The 21,829-nt window shown below is 36.4% G+C and carries 22 protein-coding genes and 1 tRNA gene; 16 read left to right on the top strand and 7 right to left on the bottom strand.

Features of this window, described 5'->3' with window-relative positions:
- The first annotated feature begins 76 nt into the window (after positions 1-76).
- From CUB63_RS11570 to CUB63_RS11535, 8 genes are all read left to right on the top strand, one after another.
- Positions 77-153, top strand: a tRNA-Ile gene (locus tag CUB63_RS11570).
- Between the two features lie 205 nt (positions 154-358).
- Positions 359-910 carry a fimbrial protein gene (locus tag CUB63_RS11565; protein ID WP_109848086.1) on the top strand — a complete coding sequence of 184 codons (552 nt, stop codon included), beginning with the start codon at positions 359-361 and terminating at the stop codon, positions 908-910.
- 60 nt (positions 911-970) lie between these two features.
- Complete coding sequence (locus CUB63_RS11560; protein WP_109848085.1) at positions 971-1,495, top strand: fimbrial protein; 525 nt, start codon at positions 971-973, stop codon at positions 1,493-1,495.
- A gap of 23 nt (positions 1,496-1,518) precedes the next feature.
- Positions 1,519-4,029 carry an outer membrane usher protein gene (locus CUB63_RS11555; RefSeq protein ID WP_109848084.1) on the top strand — a complete coding sequence of 837 codons (2,511 nt, stop codon included), beginning with the start codon at positions 1,519-1,521 and terminating at the stop codon, positions 4,027-4,029.
- Between the two features lie 27 nt (positions 4,030-4,056).
- Positions 4,057-4,797, top strand: coding sequence for a fimbria/pilus periplasmic chaperone (locus tag CUB63_RS11550; protein WP_109848083.1), 741 nt, complete (start codon positions 4,057-4,059; stop codon positions 4,795-4,797).
- A complete protein-coding gene (locus tag CUB63_RS11545) occupies positions 4,797-5,426 on the top strand; it encodes a fimbrial protein (protein ID WP_157955983.1) in 630 nt (209 codons plus the stop codon). The genes CUB63_RS11550 and CUB63_RS11545 overlap by 1 nt, the downstream gene beginning before the upstream one ends.
- An 11-nt stretch (positions 5,427-5,437) precedes the next feature.
- Positions 5,438-5,986, top strand: coding sequence for a fimbrial protein (locus CUB63_RS11540; protein WP_109848081.1), 549 nt, complete (start codon positions 5,438-5,440; stop codon positions 5,984-5,986).
- 11 nt (positions 5,987-5,997) lie between these two features.
- Entirely contained in the window at positions 5,998-6,858 is an 861-nt protein-coding gene (locus CUB63_RS11535; RefSeq protein ID WP_109848080.1) for an MrpH family fimbial adhesin, read from the top strand.
- A gap of 264 nt (positions 6,859-7,122) precedes the next feature.
- On the opposite strand, the gene CUB63_RS11530 is transcribed toward CUB63_RS11535, so the two are convergent.
- Complete coding sequence (locus CUB63_RS11530) at positions 7,123-8,646, bottom strand: methyl-accepting chemotaxis protein (RefSeq protein WP_109848079.1); 1,524 nt, start codon at positions 8,644-8,646, stop codon at positions 7,123-7,125.
- Positions 8,647-9,193: 547 nt separating this feature from the next.
- On the opposite strand from CUB63_RS11530, the gene CUB63_RS11525 reads away from it, so the two are divergent.
- Positions 9,194-9,874 carry an HAD family hydrolase gene (locus CUB63_RS11525; RefSeq protein WP_109848078.1) on the top strand — a complete coding sequence of 227 codons (681 nt, stop codon included), beginning with the start codon at positions 9,194-9,196 and terminating at the stop codon, positions 9,872-9,874.
- A 67-nt stretch (positions 9,875-9,941) separates the two neighbouring features.
- Here CUB63_RS11525 and CUB63_RS11520 read toward each other — a convergent pair whose 3' ends face one another.
- The 6 genes from CUB63_RS11520 to CUB63_RS11495 form a co-directional block, all read right to left on the bottom strand.
- Entirely contained in the window at positions 9,942-10,517 is a 576-nt protein-coding gene (locus CUB63_RS11520) for a TerD family protein (protein WP_006536042.1), read from the bottom strand.
- Positions 10,518-10,598: 81 nt separating this feature from the next.
- Entirely contained in the window at positions 10,599-11,177 is a 579-nt protein-coding gene (locus CUB63_RS11515) for a TerD family protein (protein WP_006536043.1), read from the bottom strand.
- A gap of 53 nt (positions 11,178-11,230) precedes the next feature.
- Positions 11,231-12,271 carry a TerC/Alx family metal homeostasis membrane protein gene (locus tag CUB63_RS11510; RefSeq protein WP_109399997.1) on the bottom strand — a complete coding sequence of 347 codons (1,041 nt, stop codon included), beginning with the start codon at positions 12,269-12,271 and terminating at the stop codon, positions 11,231-11,233.
- A gap of 34 nt (positions 12,272-12,305) precedes the next feature.
- Positions 12,306-12,761 (bottom strand): tellurite resistance TerB family protein, encoded by a 456-nt coding sequence (locus CUB63_RS11505; protein ID WP_072064327.1) that lies wholly within the window; start codon positions 12,759-12,761, stop codon positions 12,306-12,308.
- A gap of 25 nt (positions 12,762-12,786) precedes the next feature.
- Entirely contained in the window at positions 12,787-13,965 is a 1,179-nt protein-coding gene (locus tag CUB63_RS11500; protein ID WP_109848077.1) for a TerD family protein, read from the bottom strand.
- Positions 13,966-14,550 (bottom strand): TerD family protein, encoded by a 585-nt coding sequence (locus CUB63_RS11495; RefSeq protein ID WP_072064329.1) that lies wholly within the window; start codon positions 14,548-14,550, stop codon positions 13,966-13,968.
- Positions 14,551-14,873: 323 nt separating this feature from the next.
- Here CUB63_RS11495 and CUB63_RS11490 point away from each other — a divergent pair, with 323 nt between their 5' ends.
- From CUB63_RS11490 to CUB63_RS11460, 7 genes are all read left to right on the top strand, one after another.
- Positions 14,874-15,941, top strand: a complete 1,068-nt coding sequence (locus CUB63_RS11490; protein WP_109848076.1) for an ATP-grasp domain-containing protein — start codon at positions 14,874-14,876, stop codon at positions 15,939-15,941.
- Between the two features lie 2 nt (positions 15,942-15,943).
- Positions 15,944-17,092, top strand: coding sequence for a phosphoribosyltransferase domain-containing protein (locus CUB63_RS11485; protein WP_109848075.1), 1,149 nt, complete (start codon positions 15,944-15,946; stop codon positions 17,090-17,092).
- Positions 17,085-17,855 (top strand): HAD family hydrolase, encoded by a 771-nt coding sequence (locus tag CUB63_RS11480; RefSeq protein ID WP_109848074.1) that lies wholly within the window; start codon positions 17,085-17,087, stop codon positions 17,853-17,855. Before CUB63_RS11485 ends, CUB63_RS11480 begins: the two co-directional genes overlap by 8 nt.
- 2 nt (positions 17,856-17,857) lie before the next feature.
- Complete coding sequence (locus CUB63_RS11475; protein WP_109848073.1) at positions 17,858-18,934, top strand: cysteine protease StiP family protein; 1,077 nt, start codon at positions 17,858-17,860, stop codon at positions 18,932-18,934.
- A complete protein-coding gene (locus CUB63_RS11470) occupies positions 18,934-19,878 on the top strand; it encodes an HpcH/HpaI aldolase/citrate lyase family protein (RefSeq protein ID WP_006536055.1) in 945 nt (314 codons plus the stop codon). Before CUB63_RS11475 ends, CUB63_RS11470 begins: the two co-directional genes overlap by 1 nt.
- A gap of 282 nt (positions 19,879-20,160) precedes the next feature.
- Entirely contained in the window at positions 20,161-20,652 is a 492-nt protein-coding gene (locus CUB63_RS11465; protein WP_006536056.1) for a hypothetical protein, read from the top strand.
- A gap of 524 nt (positions 20,653-21,176) precedes the next feature.
- Positions 21,177-21,815, top strand: a complete 639-nt coding sequence (locus CUB63_RS11460) for a vWA domain-containing protein (protein ID WP_109848072.1) — start codon at positions 21,177-21,179, stop codon at positions 21,813-21,815.
- The last annotated feature ends 14 nt before the right edge of the window (positions 21,816-21,829 follow it).

Raw genomic sequence — 21,829 nt, 5'->3', positions numbered from 1 at the left:
TGAACATAAATTGCGCATACAGTCATTCAAAGGCTAGACCTAGTGCCAAATGGCACGTATAATCACACTCCATTAAGGCCCCTTAGCTCAGTTGGTTAGAGCAGGCGACTCATAATCGCTTGGTCACTGGTTCAAGTCCAGTAGGGGCCACCAAATTTAGCTGTTAAATCAGCGCATTAAGCTAAAAATTTATTTCATTAGTTTTTCCCTAATGAGTAAACATAATATTCCTTTATTTAAAATTAAAAGGAATATTATGTTTATCTTATTATGGAAATAAGATACCTATGTCCATCATTTTTAAAAGTGCTCATCCGTTAGAGTCAATAAGATGTTACTTATATTATAGAGGAAAAGTATGAAAAAGGTTATTGTTGCTACTTTAATTACTACTGCCGTAGCTTTAAGCTCATCAGCATTTGCTGCTGGTGGACAAGGTCAAGATTCTGGTCAAGTGAAGTTCCACGGCTATATTATTGATGCTCCATGCTCAATAGAATCAGAAAACCCAATCGAAGTTGATTTCGGCCAAATATCTCGTAAGGAACTAGCTGCTAATAGTAACACTGGTGAAAGTCATGTTAAAACATTTAGCATTGAATTAGCTGACTGTGATATCTCTGACTTAACTGATAAACAAGTTACTACTACATTTAGCTTCACTGATGCTGGTAAAGATACCAACTTAATTGGATTTGATGGCAAAGAAGGAATGGGTGCTGGTATTGCAATTGTTTCTGGTGACAGCAAAGTAGTGAACAACGTTGCCACTAAACCACACCAATTAAGTACTGGTCCTAACACTCTACAATTCGCTTCTTATGTGAAAGGTCTTGGTGGTACAGGTGATGAGGCTATTAAAGTCGGTGAATTCTACGCAACCGCTAACTTTACTTTAGCATACCAATAAGAAATAGCAGGTCAGTTTTATTAATATAAAACTGACCTGTTCTACTAATTGGAACTATTAATGAAAAAATTGATATCTCTTTTATCATTATTATTAGTCACTTCATATACGTATTCGTCCACAGAACAAGGACATGGTCGAGTTGATATGAGGGGAACTATAGTTGAAACACCTTGCTTAATTGATACGGGAAGTGCAGATCAATCAATAGATTTAGGTATTATTCCTATTTCATATATGTCCCAATATGGTTCATCTCCAGAAAAAGAGTTTTCAATTAAATTGATAGATTGCCAGTTGGTGTCAACAGCAAAAGAAAACTTTCAATGGGAAAGTTTCGATGTAACTTTTGATGGAGCTAATAATGGTAATTATTATACCGTCAATGGAGACGCAAGAGGCGTTGTTTTACAAATAAAAGATACCAGTGAGCAGTTAGCTATACCAGGGAAGAGTATGGATAAAATACAAATCTCACCTGGGGATATGTTTTTAAATTATAAATTAAGACTTATTGCTGATGGCTCTGATATAAGAGCAGGTGATTTTCATACTATTATTATTTATAGAATCAGTTATTACTAATTCTAGTTATTCGGATAATCATAATGTTATTATTGAAAATAAAAAATGTATTAGTAAGAAAGCTGATCATAATAAGTGCCTTTTTTATTTTTAATCCGGCTTATTCAAACACATTTGAATTTAGTTCAAATATGTTTAATTTAGAAGATGGCGAAAATATTGATGTCACCCAGTTTTCAAAGTCAGGGTATATTCTACCAGGAACCTACACATTAAAAATTCAGCTTAACCAAAATGTTATTGCTGAACAACCAATCACTTTTTATGCTGATGAATCTCGAGAAACAGGTAGTTCAGTCTGTTTATCACCAGAACAAGTTTCATTATTAGCCCTAAAACCAGAAATATTGAAACAAATCACTTGGCTAAATGATGAAAGTTGCCTTGATTGGAGTTCACTCCCTGGTGCAACTTATACTGGTGATCTTGGTACATTGACATTACATATTAGTATGCCTCAAGCCTATATCGAATATTCAGATGCAACATGGGAGCCAGCTTCACGTTGGGATGAAGGTATCTCTGGACTTATATTTGACTACAATATAAATGCTAAAACAAATAGACCTCATAAGTCAGGAAATAATACATATTCATTAAATAGTAATGGTGTTACTGGTATTAACTTAGGTGTTTGGCGTGTTCGTGGTGATTGGCAAGGACGTTTAAACCATGGTACAGGATCTGAAGAGACTGTAAATACAGATTTTAAGTGGAGCCGATTTTATGCTTATCGCGCAATTTCCCAGCTAAAAGCTAAATTAACGTTGGGAGAAGTTTATTTAGAATCTGATCTATTTGATACATTTAGATTTATTGGTGCGGTATTAGGTTCTGACTTATCTATGTTACCACCAAATTTACGTGGATATGCTCCAGAGGTTAATGGTGTCGCACAGACCAGTGCTCAAGTCATTATTTCGCAACAAGGACGAATTATTTATCAGACCCAAGTTGCCGCCGGACCTTTTAGCATTCAAGATTTAAGTAGTGCAGTTAGTGGTACTTTAGACGTTAGAGTTGAAGAGCAAGATGGACGTGTTCAAGAATATCAAGTTAATACTGCGACAATCCCTTATCTAACTCGTCCTGGACAAGTGAGATATAAAGTCGCTTTTGGACGCCCAGCAGATATGGATCACCGAGTTAATGGGGATGTGTTTGCCACAGGTGAGTTCTCATGGGGTGTAACAAACGGTTGGTCACTATTTGCAGGTAGTATTAATAGCCAAAATTATAATGCGTTTTCTGCTGGTTTTGGACGTGATTTACTTATATTTGGTGCACTGTCGTTTGATGTAACTCAATCTATTGCTAAGCTTTATAATGGTGGTAACAAAGATAAGTACCAAGGTCGTTCATATCGAATTAGTTATTCGAAAAGATTTGATGATATAGATAGCCAAATACAATTTGCTGGATACCGTTTTTCTGAACGTGATTTTATGAGTATGTCTCAATTTTTAGATGCTCAACAAAATAATGGTATTCGGGAAAATCACCAAAAAGAATTATATACCGTTACACTAAGTAAAAACTTTAGAGATTATCGACTTTCAACAGGTTTAAATTATCGTTACCAAACATATTGGAATCAGCCTGACCAAAACCGTTATGATTTCACTGCAATAAAATATTTTGACATCGGTAATTATAAAAATTTATCTTTATCATTAAGTCTATTTAGAAATAAAAGTAATTGGGGTAATGACCAAGGTGCTTATGTAAGTATGACCATGCCTTGGGGAACTGGTGGTAATTTAAGTTACAGTTCAAACATTGATAATGATAATAATATTTCAAATAGCGTTGGTTTCTTCAATCGTGTTGATGATAATACTTCATATAGAATAAGTGCGGGTAATCAACGTAAAGGTGGTCTTGCTAACGCTTATATTTATCATGAAACGAATAATGCCACGTTAAGCGGGACAGCTGCTTATGTTCATAATCAATATACTGCATTTGGTTTGAATGTGCAGGGTGGTTTGACTATGACAATGAATGGTGGGGCCATACATAGAAGTAGTTTACCTGGTGGTACACGTCTGTTAGTTGATACCGATGGTGTTGAAAATATTCCTGTTCAAGGATATAGCACTCCTGTCTATACAAATGCTTTCGGCAAAGCTATTTTACCTGAAGTGAATAGTTATTATAAAAATAAAATTAAAATTGATATTAATAACCTTCCTGAGGATGCCGAGGTTAATGACAACGTATTATTAGCAACGTTGACTGAAGGTGCTATTGGTTATCGTAAATTTGAAGTTAATTCAGGTATGAAATTAATGGTTGTTATTAGGTTAAATGATGGCAGTTATCCTCCTTTTGCAGCTCAAATAACGAATTCGAAAGATAGAAATACTGGCATAGTAGGTGAATTTGGTAATGCTTATATAACAGGTATTAATCCAAATGAATCAATGACTGTTAGCTGGGGTGGAAATAAAAAATGCCAAATTAATTTCCCTGATAAAATAGAAAACAATGGCCAATCTTTAATACTAGTATGTTCCAATGTTAATGAATAAAAATTTAATTCTAATAGAGCTGACGTTATGACTATTCTAAATAAAAATTTTTGTATCGGGTTATTATGTGTTATTTCCACGAGTGCACAAGCAGCACTTTCCTTAGACCGCACAAGAGTGATATTTGAAGGAGATAAAAAATCTGTTTCTTTGAATGTTGCAAATACAAGTGAAAAACTACCTTATCTTGCTCAAGCGTGGATTGAAAATGATAAGGGCGTTAAAATCCAGTCACCATTTGTTGTTGTTCCTCCTGTACAGCGAGTTGAACCTGGAAAACCGACACAAGTTAAAATAGAAGCTATTAATGTCTTACAAACATTACCACAAGACAGAGAAAGTATATTTTATTTTAATCTAAGAGAGATTCCACCTAAGAGTGAAAAAGCTAATGTTTTACAACTTGCGTTACAAACTAAAATTAAGCTTTTCTATAGACCAGAAAAGTTAATTATGAGTGGAACGGATATTATTAATAATCCATGGCAAGAAAAGGTAGTGCTACAAGAAAATAGTAGTAACTACACTGTTGAAAATCCAACGCCATATTACGTTACTATTGTTAATATGGCAAAGGATGAAAAAAGTAAAACAGATCCTAATTTCAATCCAATTATGTTAGCGCCATTTGGTAAAGATACTATAAATGTTAATCCATCAGTATTAGGTTCTAAACCTGTGATTACGTATATTAATGATTATGGTGGACGTTCTCAGGTATCTTTTTCTTGTGTAAGCAATAAATGCGCTGTAAAAGAAAAAGGCTAATGATGAAACTATCAAATTTTATTTTGTATAAAGTTGTTGGATTAGTTGTTTTCTCTTTATCTTTAAATGCAATGGCACAAAAAGATTCCAATCAAACACTATTCCGACCGTACACTAGTACTGAAGGTATTGATGGTGCTAAAGGGCAACTTTATGTTTATGGTTCTCTTGTTGAAAGTCCTTGCAAGTTGGCAATGACATCTAAATATCAAGAAATTGATTTAGGTATTATTGGTACTGCTGAACTTCAAAATATTGGGAAAGTCGATAAATCAATACCTTTTTCTATTGAACTAATAGATTGTATTAGAACACCAGCAAGTGCAATAAATAAAAAGTTGGGTACTTCTTTTTGGAGTCATATACAACCATCTGTTAAAATAAATTTTTATGCCAAAACAGTTCCTTTTTACCCTAATCTAGTTTCTGTTACTGGCGCAGAAGGTTTTGGTTTAGCTATTCTTGATAAAGATAAGAAAACAATATCGTTGAATGAATATACGACACCTGAGATTTTGCAGCCTGGGCAAAATATTTTGACTTATAATTTAGCACCTGTACGAATTTCTCAAGATTTAAAAGCGAGCAACTATACAGCGATTATTTACTTTTTACTATCTTATGAATAGAGATATTTATTATGAAAATGATAAAAGAAATAATTTTAATAATATTTGCTCTTATATTTATACCTAATATTTCCTATTCTGCTTCTTCAGGAAATAATCAGACTAATATCTATATTCATGGTTCAATATTAAACGCTCCTTGTAAAATAAGAAATAAGATTATAAATGTAGAATTTGGCGATATTATTGGCAAATATCTTTATATACACGATAGAACACGTAGTATCCCTTTTTCTATTGAATTAGATGATTGTAAAACTGATATAGCCAATTCTGTTATTGTTACTTTTACTGGAAAGTCTTCTTCCGGTGAGGGGTTAGGTGGTTTTCTTGCATTAGATAGCAGTAGTGTCGCCTCTGGAGTAGGGATTGGGATAGAAACAGATAATGGAAAATTTTTACCCCTAAATCAAAGCACAAAGGCTATGAATTTAATTAGTGGCTATAACGCTTTAGCTTTTAAAGCCTTTGTTAAAGGTGATGATAGAGTATTAAGGAATAAGTCACTAGGTTTTGGTGAGTTTTTGGCGACAGCTACATTCGAATTGGAATATCCATAAGGTCATATATTATGAGAAAGTTATTTGTATTTCTATTATTTTTCCCTATGCTATCTTTTGCTAATAATGCTTGGTATGTAAGTATTCCTAAATATAGAATTAATCCAAGTGCTCCACAAGGTAAACAGTTCGAATATACTTCAGTTTTATATTTAAGTGAAGAGGGTTTAAAATCGAAAGAACCCTTAAATGCTAATTGTTTGAACGGGTGTTGGGTAGGCATAAACACGCAGACTTTATCTCGTGGTCCTGATGATTTACGTTATCTTGATTCAGAACAAGAAAATATTTATTTTAAAGGTACAACTGTTGGTGACGCTTTAACTGCAATGTATGAGCGTTTGGGCTCCTACTATTATGTAAATCAAGCAACAGCACCAAATAGAACAAGCGAGGGTATCACATGGTGTGGAGCAATTGGTATATCTACATCAGGTATTAATATGTCATATAAAATAATGTCAGGGGGCGAGTGCAGTAGTCTACCTAATCCGCCTGATGTAGAATGTTCTTTAGAAACCGCTGGTATTGATTTGGATCACCGCGAACTCGTTGTAGATGAAGTTGCAGGAAATACTGTGTCTGGTGATTTTATCGTTCGCTGCAACCAAAACGCTGAGATGTATTTATCGTTAATGAGTCCTAATGAAGAAAATAGTAATCCTAATATAGGTACTAGAGTAAGATTAAGAGAAAATGAACTATATAGCATACTCACTATTAATGATAAACCAGCTGTAAATAGGACTCTGTTTAATCTATCTGCTAATGATAACAGATTTACGGTTACATCCACTCTTTTCACTCCTACAGGTCAAGTAGAGCCTGGACCATTCTCAGCTTTTGCTTTTGTTGTTATGTCGTATGTATAAAAAATTTTTATACATTTCATCTCGAGTGAGTTGTTGTGTAAAAGTTAAAAGAATTCTTTACTCGCACTCATCAAGGCAAATTCGTAATACGCGCTTTTTTATCTGATATACCGTATATTTTTATTCCTCACTATCAACTGATTATCTAGACTGATACAACAAAAAAGAAAAATACGCTTAAAAAAATAAAGCTCACTCTAATATCTCGATTAAAGTGAGCTTATTTTACATATAATATTAAGTGACTAATTTAACTTATTAGTCTTATTCTTTAACCTTAAAGATCGACACTTTATCAGTTAAGTTTTGTGCTTTTTCATCTAAAATCATTGTTGAAGTTGCACCTTGTTCAACTAAGGTCGCATTTTGCTGAACAACAGAATCCATTTGGTTAATAGCTACTGCGATCTGTTCAATACCCACTTTTTGCTCTTCTGATGCAATACTAATACCTTGCATGATATCGCTAACTTTAGTAATAGAAGAGACGATATCCTGCATATGCTCGCCAGTTCTATTTACTAATTCTCTACCATAAGCCACATCCGCAACGGATTCTCTGATAATTTGGTTAATTTCACGTGCAGCATCCGCACTTCTCGCTGCTAAATTTCTCACTTCTGTTGCAACAACCGTAAATCCACGGCCTTGCTCACCAGCACGTGCAGCTTCAACGGCGGCATTTAATGCCAGAATATTAGTTTGGCTTGCTATGTTATTAACCACATCATTGATTTCAGCGACTTTTAATGTTCCTACCTCAATTTTCTTCATTGAGTTAATCGCATCATTCATAATGTTAGAACCATCAATTGCTAAATCGCGGGTTTCTGCGGTAATCGAGTTTGCTAAAATCGCATTATCAGTATTATTTACTACTGCAATTTTTATCTCTTCCATACTTGCTGCTGTTTGTTGCAGAGCACTTGCTTGCTCTTCAGTACGTGAAGAGAGATCTTGGTTGCCAGACGCAATTTCTGCTGAACCTTTTTTGATCTCTAGTGCTTCTTCTTTAACAAGTTGAATAGTCGATGTTAGTGCAGTTTGCATGTCACCCACATTAGAGAACAAGGTGCCAAACTCATCATTTCGTTTCTTAGGTAGAGTAAAACTTAAATCTCCCTCTCCCACTTTCTGCAAAATGGCTGATAATGTATTCAAATTAAAGATAAACGTTTTATTGACCCAACGGATGACAATATAAAGAAGAACAAGAATGATCCCCAGTGCAATAATCGTTGTGTAAAGTGACAACTGTACCATCCAAACTTGCTGCGCTTTAATGTCATCATTCACACCTTTAGTGATAATAAGATATTCATCAAAGAGATCAGATAAGCGATTAAAATCATTGGAGAGGTTTGATTCTGTGTAATCTAGCGTATCGATAGGTGCAATCAGCTCATCGAGAAGATAATAGAATAGCACTGATAATTGTTCTGAATTACGTTGAGCATCAGGACTTATCTTCTTCACGCCTACCCAATGTGTAATCGTTGCTTTTGATTTTGTCGCCAGCTCTTTTGCTTCAGTAACAAGTGATTTAATTGTTTCTTGCTTATTCACATCCGTCATTGTTTTCAACAACATCAGGTAGTTGACGTGAGAACGAATGGTCGCTAATTCATACCTTGCTTCTTGTACACTATTCAATCTGGTATTCAAGGAATCCAATGATGCAAAGTTTTCTTGCATTCTATAAATAAAAAACGACGACAATACAGATGATAATAAGAAAAGAACTAATAGTATGATAGAACCTACTTTAGCTGATCTTTCAATACTCATGAAATAATCTACCCCGGCAATAAAATATTACAAATGTACTCATTTATCGGCACGAAATAGATTTTATTTACTCATTAATCAGAATTATCAATACAAACACTTATTACAATTCTCAATCCATGATATCCATTGGTTTTTTACTCTGTTTTTAAACAGTTAACGAAAATAATATACCGCAATGAAATAGTATTTCAGTGTTATTAGTTAGTAGGCAACTAAATTTTGACTTTAATTAAAACTAAAAATAAGTCAAAAATTTAAACGCAGAAAAAAACAATAAACATTGAATACTCTATAAATATAAAAGCGATAAATTAATATTTTTTAATAATACTAATCCATCAATAATTAATATCTACATTTAAAATAATCAGCGATTTGTTTTATAAGATATCTTTTTTATTAGTTACATAAATAATTTGTACTTGTACACATAAAAATTAGTGATTTTGAATAACCAATAGACACGCTGTCTCATTTTGAGAACAGTGATATAATAAGTTTAATGAACTTAAAAACTCTGATGATTTACGGAGCCTTACCCTGTATGCAACCCCAATTTGAAAACGCGAAAAACACCGTAAAAACGTTATCAGTGTTTGATTTTGATGGCACGCTAACCTATCACGACAGTTTTATCCCTTTTCTAAAATTCGCCTTTGGCAAACGTAAATTCTCACGCCGTTTGATTAAAATGGTATCACCAACATTACGTTGTTTTAGACGCAAACTCACGCGCGATGAGTTAAAAGAAGTGTTGATTAAAACCTTCCTAACCAATATTGATGAGCAATGGTTAAAAGAAAAAGCAGAAGAATTTTGCAAGCTTTACTGGAGCAAATTAATGCGTCCTACAGGCTTATTAGCTGTTGCTGAAGAAGTGAAGAATAATGCTGAAGTGACGATTTGCTCTGCATCACCTGCAATGGTATTACAGCCATTTGCTGACCGCTTAGGCATTAAATTAATTGGTACAACACTTGAAGTGGTTGAAGGTGTATTAACAGGTAAAATTATTGGTAATAACTGTCGTTGTGGTGAAAAAATCAAACGATTAGAAAATATTTATGGGGATTTGACACAATATCATTTAAGAGCTTGGGGAGACTCTCGTGGCGATCATGAATTGCTTTTTGCCGCACAAGATCCTCATTGGCGTCACTTTCATACAGATCGTCGTAAAACTAAAAATTCGCCAATCAAAATTACGACAAAAAAAGAGTCATAATAACTTACTCTTTTCTTATCAACACAAACCATAGCCCCCGCAAAAGCGAGGGCTATATGATAGAGTCTTAGATATTTACGCCGTGCTGTGATGCTAACGCACTTAAACCACCCGCAAAACCTTGACCAACTGCTTTGAATTTCCACTCTGTACCATGGCGATATAACTCACCAAAGATCATTGCAGTTTCTGTTGATGCATCTTCAGAAAGATCAAAACGTGCAATTTCAGTGTTATTGTCGTTGTTATAAACGCGCATAAAACTGTTGCTAACCATACCAAAGTTTTGTTTACGGTTTTCTGCATCATAAATAGTAACCGCGAATACTAGTTTTTTCACTTCAGCAGGGACTTTTGATAAAGTGATTTTGATTTGCTCATCATCACCGTCGCCTTCCCCAGTACGGTTATCTCCTTGGTGTTCAACGCTTCCACATTGACTCACTTTGTTATTAAAGAAGATAAAACTGGCGTCTGAAAGTACTTTTCCATCTTCACCTACCATGAATACTGACGCATCTAAGTCAAACTCTGCGCCATCTGTCACGCGGGCATCCCATCCTAGACCAACCATAGCAACCGACATTGTTGGTGCTTCTTTAGTCAGAGAAACATTACCACCTTTAACGAGGGAAACTGCCATATCAAAGCTCCTACTTTATTGAATAAACTGGCAATCACATCTTATGACTACCAGTGTAGTTAGTATTTTATCGATCCGCTATCAAGAGGCATTAATACCGTATTGAGCACAAACTGAACCTAAGCCCCCTGCATAACCTTGACCTACAGCACGGAATTTCCACTCTGTACCATGGCGATATAACTCACCAAATAACATTGCAGTTTCCGTTGAGGCATCTTCCGTTAAGTCATAACGAGCCACTTCGATTTGGTTGTCATCATTAACTAAACGAATAAATGCACCTGATACTTGGCCAAAGCTTTGGCGACGTGCTTGCGCATCATGGATAGTGACAACGAAGATAACCTTATCGACATCATTTGGGATCATGTCTAATTTGATTTTCAGCGCTTCATCATCACCATCGCCTTCACCAGTGCGGTTATCGCCAGTATGAACAACAGAACCATCAGCAGATCTTAAATTGTTATAAAAAATGAAATCGGCATCGCTACGCACTTTTCCATTTGCAGCTAACAAAAATACAGATGCATCTAAGTCAAAATCTTGACCATCTGTAGAACGGGCATCCCAACCAAGTCCGACAAGGACGTTTTTCATCGTTGGGGCTGCTTTGCTCAGAGAGACATTACCACCTTTAGAAAGAGAAACGCTCATTTTATAACCTCTTTAGTTTTGTTTTTAATATTCTGATTTCTCAAGAATATTTATTAATTTGTCTTACCTTGATCATCCTTTTTTTCTGGGAATACAAAACTTGCAATAATCCCCAGAGCAAGAACACCTAGCACAACAAATAAGCTAGTTGTCGCGGAAATGCTGTATCCATGTTGCCAGATATGGTCTGTTGCATTTAAACCTAGTTTTACGGCAATAAAGAACAACAACACAATAACCGCTTTTTCAAGGTAAACCAGATACTGTTTTAACGCTTCTAACACGAAGTAAAGCGTACGTAAGCCTAAGATTGCGAACATCATTGCACTATAAACAATAAGGGGTTCACGGCTTACTGCGATAATAGCGGGAACCGAGTCGAAAGCAAACATCACATCGGAAAGCTCTACAACAGCCACACACAACATAAGTGGTGTTGCATATAACGCAGCTTTTGTACCACGACCGATAGTAATCTCTTTGTTTTCTGGTTTTGCTAATTCAGCATCAACTTCTTTTTGTGTTAATAAGAAAGCGTGTCCAGTGATTTTTGGCCATATAGGGAAAAATCGTTTAACTAAGCGATAAGCAAGATGTTGTGAATAGTCTTCAATCTCTTCACTGTCATCACCGCTTTTCAGCATCATCACTGCCGTCCAAGCAACGATTAAGGCGAATACTATCTCAACATATGGTCCTAAACTTAGCAGTCCTGTACCGATGGCAACAAAGATCCCACGGAAAACGATAGCACCGATAATACCCCAATAAAGAACGCGGTGACGGAAGCGATCAGGTACCGCAAACCAAGAGAAAATCGCCATCATGACAAACAAGTTATCAACGGAAAGCACTTTCTCTAATGCATAACCTGTTACGAATAAGCTCGCAACTTCTGCACCATGGTGAATATAAAGGAATCCTGCGAATACCATTGCAATGGCAACCCAGAATATAGACCAAAAGATGGCATTCTTTAACGTTACTGGCTTATCTGCACGATGCATAAATAAGTCGATAAAAATAGCGCCAATCGCAAGTACAACAAAGACAATGACAGTTTCTGTCGGAAAACCAATATGTGTGGATACCATAATAATTCCTGAACGGTTCCCTATATAAAATTAATTACAAACCAAATTCTGCGGGCTGAAAGCCTAATGCAATGGCAATAGCACGCACAGCTTCTTTTTCATCATTGTCAAAATCACCATCACTTTTCGCAACAGCAATACCGACACGAATAGCTAATTGCGCAGCTTCTGGCTGATCTTTCATTGCCAGAATATACTTCATGGTTTCGCCTTTACCGACTTCAGTATCGAATTCGAAACTCAAGATTAGCTTATTAAAGAATTCGATAACTTCAGAAGTATCAAAAACTTTAAGTTCATCCGATGCTTTTAAAAAACCAAGCATCTTCTGTTTTTCTTCAGAACTGACACCGTCACTCGCAATGGCAATACGCGCACAAACTGCAACAGTACCTTGCATAAATTTTTTATTTTTAAAGCGACCAACTTGCTTGGCTAACTCAGAACGGCTTGTATTAAAACCTTCTTTTAATTTATTAAAAAAACTCATGTTATTTTTCCTTATATCTACTTGATCACTTAGAACCCGCTGTCCAGCGAAATCCCCACCCATACGCATTATCCATATCACGGTGGCCTTTAAAAAACTCATTGAGACGTTCAACTTTTATTGATCCGTTCTCATTAACTAGTCGGGCAATAGCACACATACCACGACCATTATTACCGTCAGTTAAGCGTGTTTCGATAGGTGGCTGATCAGGTACATGAATGGTAACCACACCATCCGTTTTGCTCCAATTCGGTACACCTTCATAAATAAACGCGAAAATAAGCACTTGCTTAATATTTTTCCATTCACGCCCATTCACAAAGATCCATTCACCACCAGCAACATCTCCGGTACGATCATCACCTTGCAATTCAACATAAGGAATTCGATTGAAATCGCCAAACCCGTTTCCTAATGCTTGAATAACGGACTTATGTCCTTGCTGAAGTTCAACAAATGCACCAATATCTAAATCGATACCTTTGTTGCCACCGAACAAACCACCTAATAACCCAGAGCCCCCACTTTTACTTTCGCGGTGCCAATCAAGGTTGATTCGAATTTTACCGAAGTCATCTTTCTTCGTTAGGCTGATTGCTGGTTTCTCTTTAGTTAAAGAAACTTTACTTAAGTTCACCGAATTTGGCGCTGGAGCAGGAGCTGGTTTCGGTGCTGGTGCTGGTGCTGGTGCTGGTGCTGGTTCAGAGTCTGCAATATCAACACCAAAATGTTCAGCTAATGGCTGTAAACCACCGTTAAATCCTTGAGCGATAAAACGGAACTTCCAGCTACCATTACGACGATATAATTCACCTAAAATTAATGCTGCTTCAGAACGACCGTTAATATCAACATTACCATTCGCGACAACTTCATTATTAGCATCAACTTGAATTGATAATCGTTGTAAATTTGCAATAGTTTGTTGACCGTCACAAGTCGCTGTAAACGCGATTTTTTCAACATCTGGACGTAAACGCGTTAAATCTACAGTAAAAGATGTGCTGTTTCCTGCTGTTGCATAGATAACCGTACGATCATCATTAGCAGTCTGTCCATAAAACACCATATCGGTGTCGCCTTTCACTTTACCGGACGCATAAAGCCTAAAAGCAGACACATCAACAGGAGCACCTGATTGAATTCTAATGATTAATGTCTGATTAGGAACAGGTAAGTTCCCACCTGGAGTCATATTCATTTATCGCACCACCGTAGCCACAATATCGGGCATCATGTCGTTAATAACACGACCTTTACAAGGCGCACCAAACGCAGTGAAATCCCATTGACCATGATTACGTTGCAAAGAAGCAATCACGATACCGGTATGAGAGCCTTGCTCTGTTAAGGTATAACGCACCAGTTCTTTGTTAGTTGTTTTATCAACAACACGACAGAATGCGTTTTCAACTTCATTAAATGTTTGTCCACGGAAACTGTTTACTGTGAATACCAAGTATTCAACATTTGTTGGTAAACGGTCTAAATCAACGAAAATTGTTTCATCATCGCCATCACCGTCACCCGTTAAGTTATCACCAGAGTGAATAACTGATTGACAACTTGATTTTAATTTTCTAAACCAAATGGTATCGATTTGATTGCCACTTGCGTCAAGCAATACGCAACTTGCATCTAAATCAATAGAACCACCACCACCAAAAAGACCGCCTAATAATCCTTTTTTCTTAATCGGATCCCAGCCCAAACCAAACATTAAATGGCTCAGTGTAGGTGCTTGTTTACTGAGAGAAACTGTTTGATTCTTGCTTAATGAAACCATAATTAAATTCCTTCAGAGGTAGAGTGAAACAATAATGCCATTTGTGATTAATTCCATATCGTGAAAATCATCATATCATGATGAAGTACATGAGCAAGACTATTTTTACCGCCAGAATATAAAGTTTTGTCAATTAATTGATTTTGTTTGTATTTTTATGAGAGAAAATTATAAAAATACAAAGTAATCATAATAATAACGCTATTTTTTAGTCTAATTTAAACCAAAGTCAAATAAATCATATTATGATTGACACAGTTCTTCGAAATCTTCATGATTATAAGCATTGAACCCTACACTTTTATTTCACGGTATACAGAGTAATGAATAACACAATTTGGTTTATGGAAGGTTTATCATCACAACGCGATATAATTCAAAGTGTTAAAGACTTTGCAAAACAGCAGCACCAAGAAATCTTTGTGCTCGCTTCTCATCGTCATACTCGAAATGAGATTTTATCGCTTGCTGATGGGGCTTTTTATGAACCTCTTGAAGAGACATTACGCTTAAAATTTATCGCTGATGTTGTAAAACAACATCAAGTCAGAGCCATTCATACTGGGCGCAATAGCGCATGGTTTGAATTACACCGCCAAGAAATTGAGTCATTAGGGGTAAAATTAACCACAGGTGCAACTGAGCTAGGACAACTGCAATTAGCTGATAATAAAGTCGCTTTTGCACAAGCTATGGAACAATGCGGTCTTCCTGTTGTACCTTCCATTTACATTGACTCAATCGATGAATTGGAAAAACAAATAAAAAATCCACCTTTTGGTGAGATCCCTTTATGCATTAAGCCAATAAAAGGCATTTATGGAATGGGCTTTTGGCGCTTTGATAATCAGGTTTCACCAATGGCACTGTTTAATCACCCAGAAAATCGCCAAGTCAATCCTCAACAATATCTTGATGCATTAAAAACAGTTGAACACTTTGAACCATTAGTGCTCATGCCTTATTTACCCGGCCCTGAATACTCTGTTGATATGGTGGTTGAACAAGGTGATGTTATTGCAGCTGTAGCTCGACGCAAAGAAGGTGCAATACAGCATTTAGAAATTTCAGGTGAAGCCTATGAATTAGGCAAAGCGTGTGCAACAGCGATGAAAGCCGATGGGCTGGTGAATGTGCAAACTCGAAATAATCATCAAGGTCGCCCGCTGTTACTTGAAATTAATATGCGCCCTTCGGGGGGAATTGGTTATACCCAACATTGTGGAATTAATCTTGCCGGTATTTTTGCTTTACGCCAATTAGGATTAATGAGTATTGAAGAGGCTCAAGCCCAAAATAACCATTTTACACCAACAAAAATACGCTCAATCACCGATTCTATTGTTTTCAATTCAACGTTAACAAATTTAATCAGTACGGATAATAATTAATAATGAAAAATAGTATAAGTGACTCAGCCGTTTATCGTCGCCCTCTTTCTTGTGGCACATTAAGTGTGACGCCAAATTGTTCTATTGAGTTACTTGATGAATTATTTGATATTGCAGAAAGACGCAATCCTAAGCGTGCATTTTTATTTGTCAGTAAAGTATTAGGCCGACATATCCCTGTTTCGCCGAAGAAAATGCGTGAAACCTACCAAAAACTTGCCAGTCAGTTTCCTGACTCACTCGAAGGCCCAGTTCTGTTTATTGGTATGGCAGAAACCGCTGTTGGTTTAGGTGCTGGTATTTTTGATGAAGTGAGAGATCGCTTTCAACAAGCGATTTATTTAACATCAACACGCCATCCTGTTGATAAAGGTGAGTTGCTATGTGAGTTTAAAGAAAATCACAGCCACGCAACTGACCATTTACTCTATTTGCCTAAAACAGCAGAGCAACGCCAATGGGTACAACAAGCAAAAACCGTAGTATTAATTGATGATGAAGCGACTACGGGTAATACCTTCATTAACTTGCTTTCAGCACTGCGTGAAGACGGTGGATTAACCCATATTAAGCAGGTTATTGCGGTAACCTTAACTGATTGGAGTGGTGACGCTATCGCTGAACGCTCCCCATTACCGATTAAAACCCTCTCCTTAGTACAAGGGACGTGGCAATGGGATGCCAATCCAAATGCGCCTTTACCTATTATGCCTAATGTCAATATCACAGCATCAGGGCAATTTGCGATCACGGGTAAACAGAGCTGGGGTCGATTAGGCATGACAACGCCCGCAAGCGATCTGGGTTTATCTATCAATGCTTCTTTGGGTGAAAAGATCCTTGTTTTAGGATCAGGAGAGTTTGTTTGGGAACCATTCTTATTAGCTGAACGTCTTGAAAAACAAGGGGCTATCGTAAAATATAGTTCGACAACACGTTCACCTATTTCAACCAATTTTGCCATTCAATCAGCAATTACATTTACTGATAATTATGGTTTAGGTATTCCAAACTTCGTCTATAACGTAGCACATCAACAATTTGATCGCATTTTGCTTTGTTGTGAAACACCAGCCGAAAGTATTGATAGCCAGCTGATTGAAGCCCTCAATAAAGTGGCACCTATTGTTGAGGTAATTAGTTATGACTAAACCTGTTATTTTAACTGATCTCGATGACACCCTATTTCAAACACGTCGTAAGATGGTGGATGAATTAGCACTAGAACCCTATAAAACTGGCGCACTAGATAGAAGTTTAGAACCTCGTAGCTTTATGACTCAAGAGCAAGCTATGCTGGTAGATTGGATGTTAGAGCATGCGGATTTAATTCCTGTTACTGCACGCGGAACGGAAGAGATTAGCCGAGTCACCATTCCTTTTCATTCTTGGGCGATCACCACACATGGGGCGGTAATATTAACACCTGAAGGTCATGCTGATGCACAATGGCAAAATCACATCACTCAAAGCTTAGCGCCCTATACACAACGTTTGTTGACTCTACAACAATCAATTACGCAATTAATGGCAGAACGAAATATTAATGGTTGGGCACGTATTAACTATGAATACAGTGATTTGCCTATTTATTTAGTCATGAAGCATAACGATAGCACTCGATTAGACGAGCTATACACCATAGGTGATGAAATAGAAAAAACATTCTCAACTGAAGGTTTTTATATTCATCGTAACAGTAACAATATTGCTTGGTTACCTGAGCCTATTGAAAAAGGCAAAGCCGTCACCTATTTGCTTAATAAATTAAAAGCAGAACGCGGCGTATTTCCTGTCATTGGTTTAGGCGATAGCCTAAGTGACCATCGCTTTATGAAATTATGCAGTTGGTATGGGCTTCCTCGTCAAAGTCAGTTTGCGGATGCGATCAACACAAAAATTTTTGGAGAATAAACATGATGGATCATAAACCTTTTTCAGGATCTTATGTATCAGGTGATGTCGATTTTCTACTTCAACCGGTTAATATTGAAATGACGCCCGTTGAATTAAAAGAAGAACTAATACAATCAGGTAAACGACACTATTCTGACATGCTAAGTCAAGAGCCAGAACCAACGACATGGCATTTAGATCTCTTTGAAAAAGCGCTAGAAACCGGTGCTACACGTTTAGCCACTGAAGTCATAATGTTAGCTAAATCATTGATTGAGCGTTTCGGTGATACCCCAATTATCTTGACAAGCCTTGTTCGTGCTGGTGTTCCTCTAGGTGTCATGCTGCAACAAACATTGCGCAAAATGGGAAAAACCTCTTATCACTATGGAATAAGTATTATTCGAGATAGAGGCATTGATAGTGAAGCGCTTTCATGGATAGAACAACGTCACGGCACAGAAGGTGTTGTGTTTGTTGATGGATGGACAGGAAAAGGCGCTATTACGGGTGAACTTATTCGTTCATTATCAGGACGAAAAGGCTATCCAGCCCAACCTCGTCTTGTTGTCCTCGCTGATCCTTGTGGTTGTGCATGGTTAAGTGCTAGCGATGAAGATTGGCTTATTCCATTTGGGATCATGGGAGCACCTGTTTCAGGATTAATTTCACGTTCTATTTGGACTGAAGAAGGCTTTCACGGTTTTGTAGATTGCCAGCATTTAAAACAGTATGAATGCAGCCGTTACCTTGTTGATACTGTAGGACAATTTGTTGATATATTAATCAATAACGATATTCCATTAGCTACATTTAAAGAACAACAGTCAGACTTAAAAAGACTGAGCGAAAACGTCGTTAGTTCACTTGCAAACAAATATGATATTTCAAATATCAATCGTATAAAACCGGGTATTGCTGAAGCCACACGCGCTGTTTTACGCCGTGTACCTGATCATGTCCTTGTAAGAGAAAGAACCGATCCTGATGTCGCGTTACTGGTTTATCTTGCACAGGAAAAAAATATTGCTGTTATTGAAGCAGGGCAAGCGCTTGGTCAATATCGTGCAGTGACTATCATTAAAAAGGTGAAATAATGATTGAACGATTATCCCCATGGAACTTAGGGGCAACACTTTATATGCCGGCAACACGGACAGATATCGCGACGACAATTATTAACCAGAAAATTGAAGGGTTACGCTCTTTAATTATCTGTTTAGAAGATGCGGTGAGTGATGCGGATATTCCTGTTGCATTAGAAAACTTGGCAGTATTATTAAATACTTTAGCAGAACACAAAAAAAACAGTGATTGTAGCCATTGGCCACTGCTGTTTATTCGTCCTCGCCATACTGAAATGGGTCAATGGATCACTGAAAACCTTGATGTCAGTGCCATCGATGGCTTTGTTTTACCTAAGTTTACGCAAGCTTCTCTGCCAGTTTGGTGGAAGATTATTGAAAATACGCAGTTATGTATGATGCCAACACTTGAAACAGAAGAAGTGTTTGATGTTATCCAAATGACAGAACTTGCAAATCACCTACTAACTCACCCTTGCCATAACAGAATTATTGCATTACGTATTGGTGGCAATGATTTAATGAATGTTATTTCTCTTAGACGTAATCGCCAATTAACACTTTATGATGGCCCAATGGGTTACGTGATAAAAATGTTGGTTGCTGTCTTTGGTGCTCGTCAATTTGCCCTCACAGCACCTGTTTGTGAACATATTGATGATCACCATATTATGGATAAAGAGCTTGCTCTTGATATTGCCAATGGTCTTGTCGGTAAAACGGCGATACATCCAAAGCAAATTCATAAAATTGAACAAGCTCTGATGGTTTCTCAATCCGACCATTCAGATGCATTGCGTATTTTAAATTCAACGCAAGCCGTCTTTAAATCACAAGGTGCGATGTGTGAACCTGCAACACATCGTCGCTGGGCATTGAGTATTTTAACCAGAGCTAAAATTTATGGTATTATTCCTAATCAACAAAATAATGCTCAGCGTTTTAACGCAACATAAAATATTCTATAACAGAGCTGTAATCTCTATGAGATAAAATAATTATCTTATATTGATTTCAATTTATAAGTTTCTAGTTAAAGCATGTTATCTTTAACTAGAACTTATAAGAATAACGCGAATTTTTTTATTTAAAAAAGTACATTTTTATTTCAATTATTAATTTATACTACATTTAATAGGAAGCTTATCTTATTTACTCTTGTCCACACAGAACAAGAATAATAAATATTATTGCTGACTATTTTAACACACAAATAACAGAATAAGTGGTAACTAAGCATGCAATTAAGCACCCGTCAGGTCAGAGTCTTTACACTGGCAATCCTTTTAAGCTCAGGAAAAAAGGTTCCAACTATTAAGATTATTTCTGCTCTTGAATGCTCAGAGCCTACATTAACTCGCGTATTAAAAGAGATAAGAGATTCTTATGGTGCTGAAATAAAATACAGCAAAGCCTCTCGCGCGTATCAAATGACTGAACGAGGCCAACTCGATAGTAAGGCATTACGTCGTATGCGTGAGGCATTATCCGCCAGTGAAGAGCTTCGTCACAATGGAATGACAAGCAAAGTTTATCTCGATAAAGATAAAAAGAAATCAGTTTCACTTTCATTAAAAATGTCAGCATTACGCAAGATCGATAGATTATCTTATTTAAATAATTCCACACGTAGTGAAGCTGTAGAATTATTAGTTGATCACTATATTGAAAATTTAATTCAATCAACACTCGCTGAAATAGCTGAGAAAGAAAAAGAAAAAAAGAATTAAAAGCAAATAATAAAAATTAACTTGATACTTCGGTATCAAGTTATTTTTTTAAAAATAAGAAAAATAAGAAAATATATAAAAACACTTATCCAATAAAGTTATTTTATATATTTTCAACACTTTTATTTTATTTTAAATATATTTAAAAACAAAAAAAACAAATATATTAATCAATTGAATTTATTAGCTTTTATAATTATTATTATTTTTAGTTGGAGTGCGTATTTATACCTAATCATTATTAACCATTCAATTTTTGTCATACTTATAAATACGGACTGAATAAAACAGGCTTTCTTTAATAAAATTATATCGCTTCGTCACTCGATTTAAGAGGGATAAACAGGCCAATTCCTCTTTTATTTTGCTTTTCATACTATCTTCATTCAGATTATTAATATTGGACAATCATCACTGCGTTTTTTCTCCAATTTAATTAAACTAAGCATAATCTCAATTGAACACCTTCATGAGTCGGTTAGTATATTAATCGCTTATTTCTATCTCACTCACAGGATAAATGCATGAGAAGATTGCCAGTTTACCTTTTACTTGATACATCAGGTTCTATGTATGGAGAACCTATTGCAGCAGTAAAGAATGGCGTTGAAATGCTCTTATCAACACTACGCCAAGATCCTTACGCTTTAGAAACCGCCTATATTTCTATCATCACCTTTAACTCAACCGCACAACAGATTGTGCCACTCACTGATTTAATCAATTTCAAAGTTCCTGATTTAGTCGCAAGTGGAACAACAGCATTAGGTTCTGCACTCACTTTAGTTTCTAATCGTATTGAAAAAGAAGTACAAAAAACTACGGCTGAGACAAAAGGCGATTGGCGTCCATTAGTTTTCGTGATGACAGATGGCGCCCCCACGGACGATTGGAAAAAAGGCGTTGAGAAATTTAAAGCAGCGCGCACTGGCGTTGTTATTGCGTGTGCAGCAGGACAATCAGCACAAACAGGTGTACTAAAAAATATCACTGAAATTGTATTACAGCTAGATACGGCAGACTCCAACACGATTAAGTCTTTCTTTAAGTGGGTTTCAGCCAGTATTTCTGTTGGTAGTCAAAAAGTCGATTTAACTAAGAAAGATATTAGTGATCTTGATGACTTACCGCCACCGCCCCCTGAGGTTAACGTTGTACTTTAAATAAAAAAGGAATG

Origin of the sequence: Proteus penneri (assembly GCF_003144535.1) — a bacterium.
Lineage (GTDB): Bacteria > Pseudomonadota > Gammaproteobacteria > Enterobacterales > Enterobacteriaceae > Proteus > Proteus penneri.
Note: the sequence above shows the minus strand (reverse complement) of the source record. Positions and strands in the feature narration are given on the sequence as shown.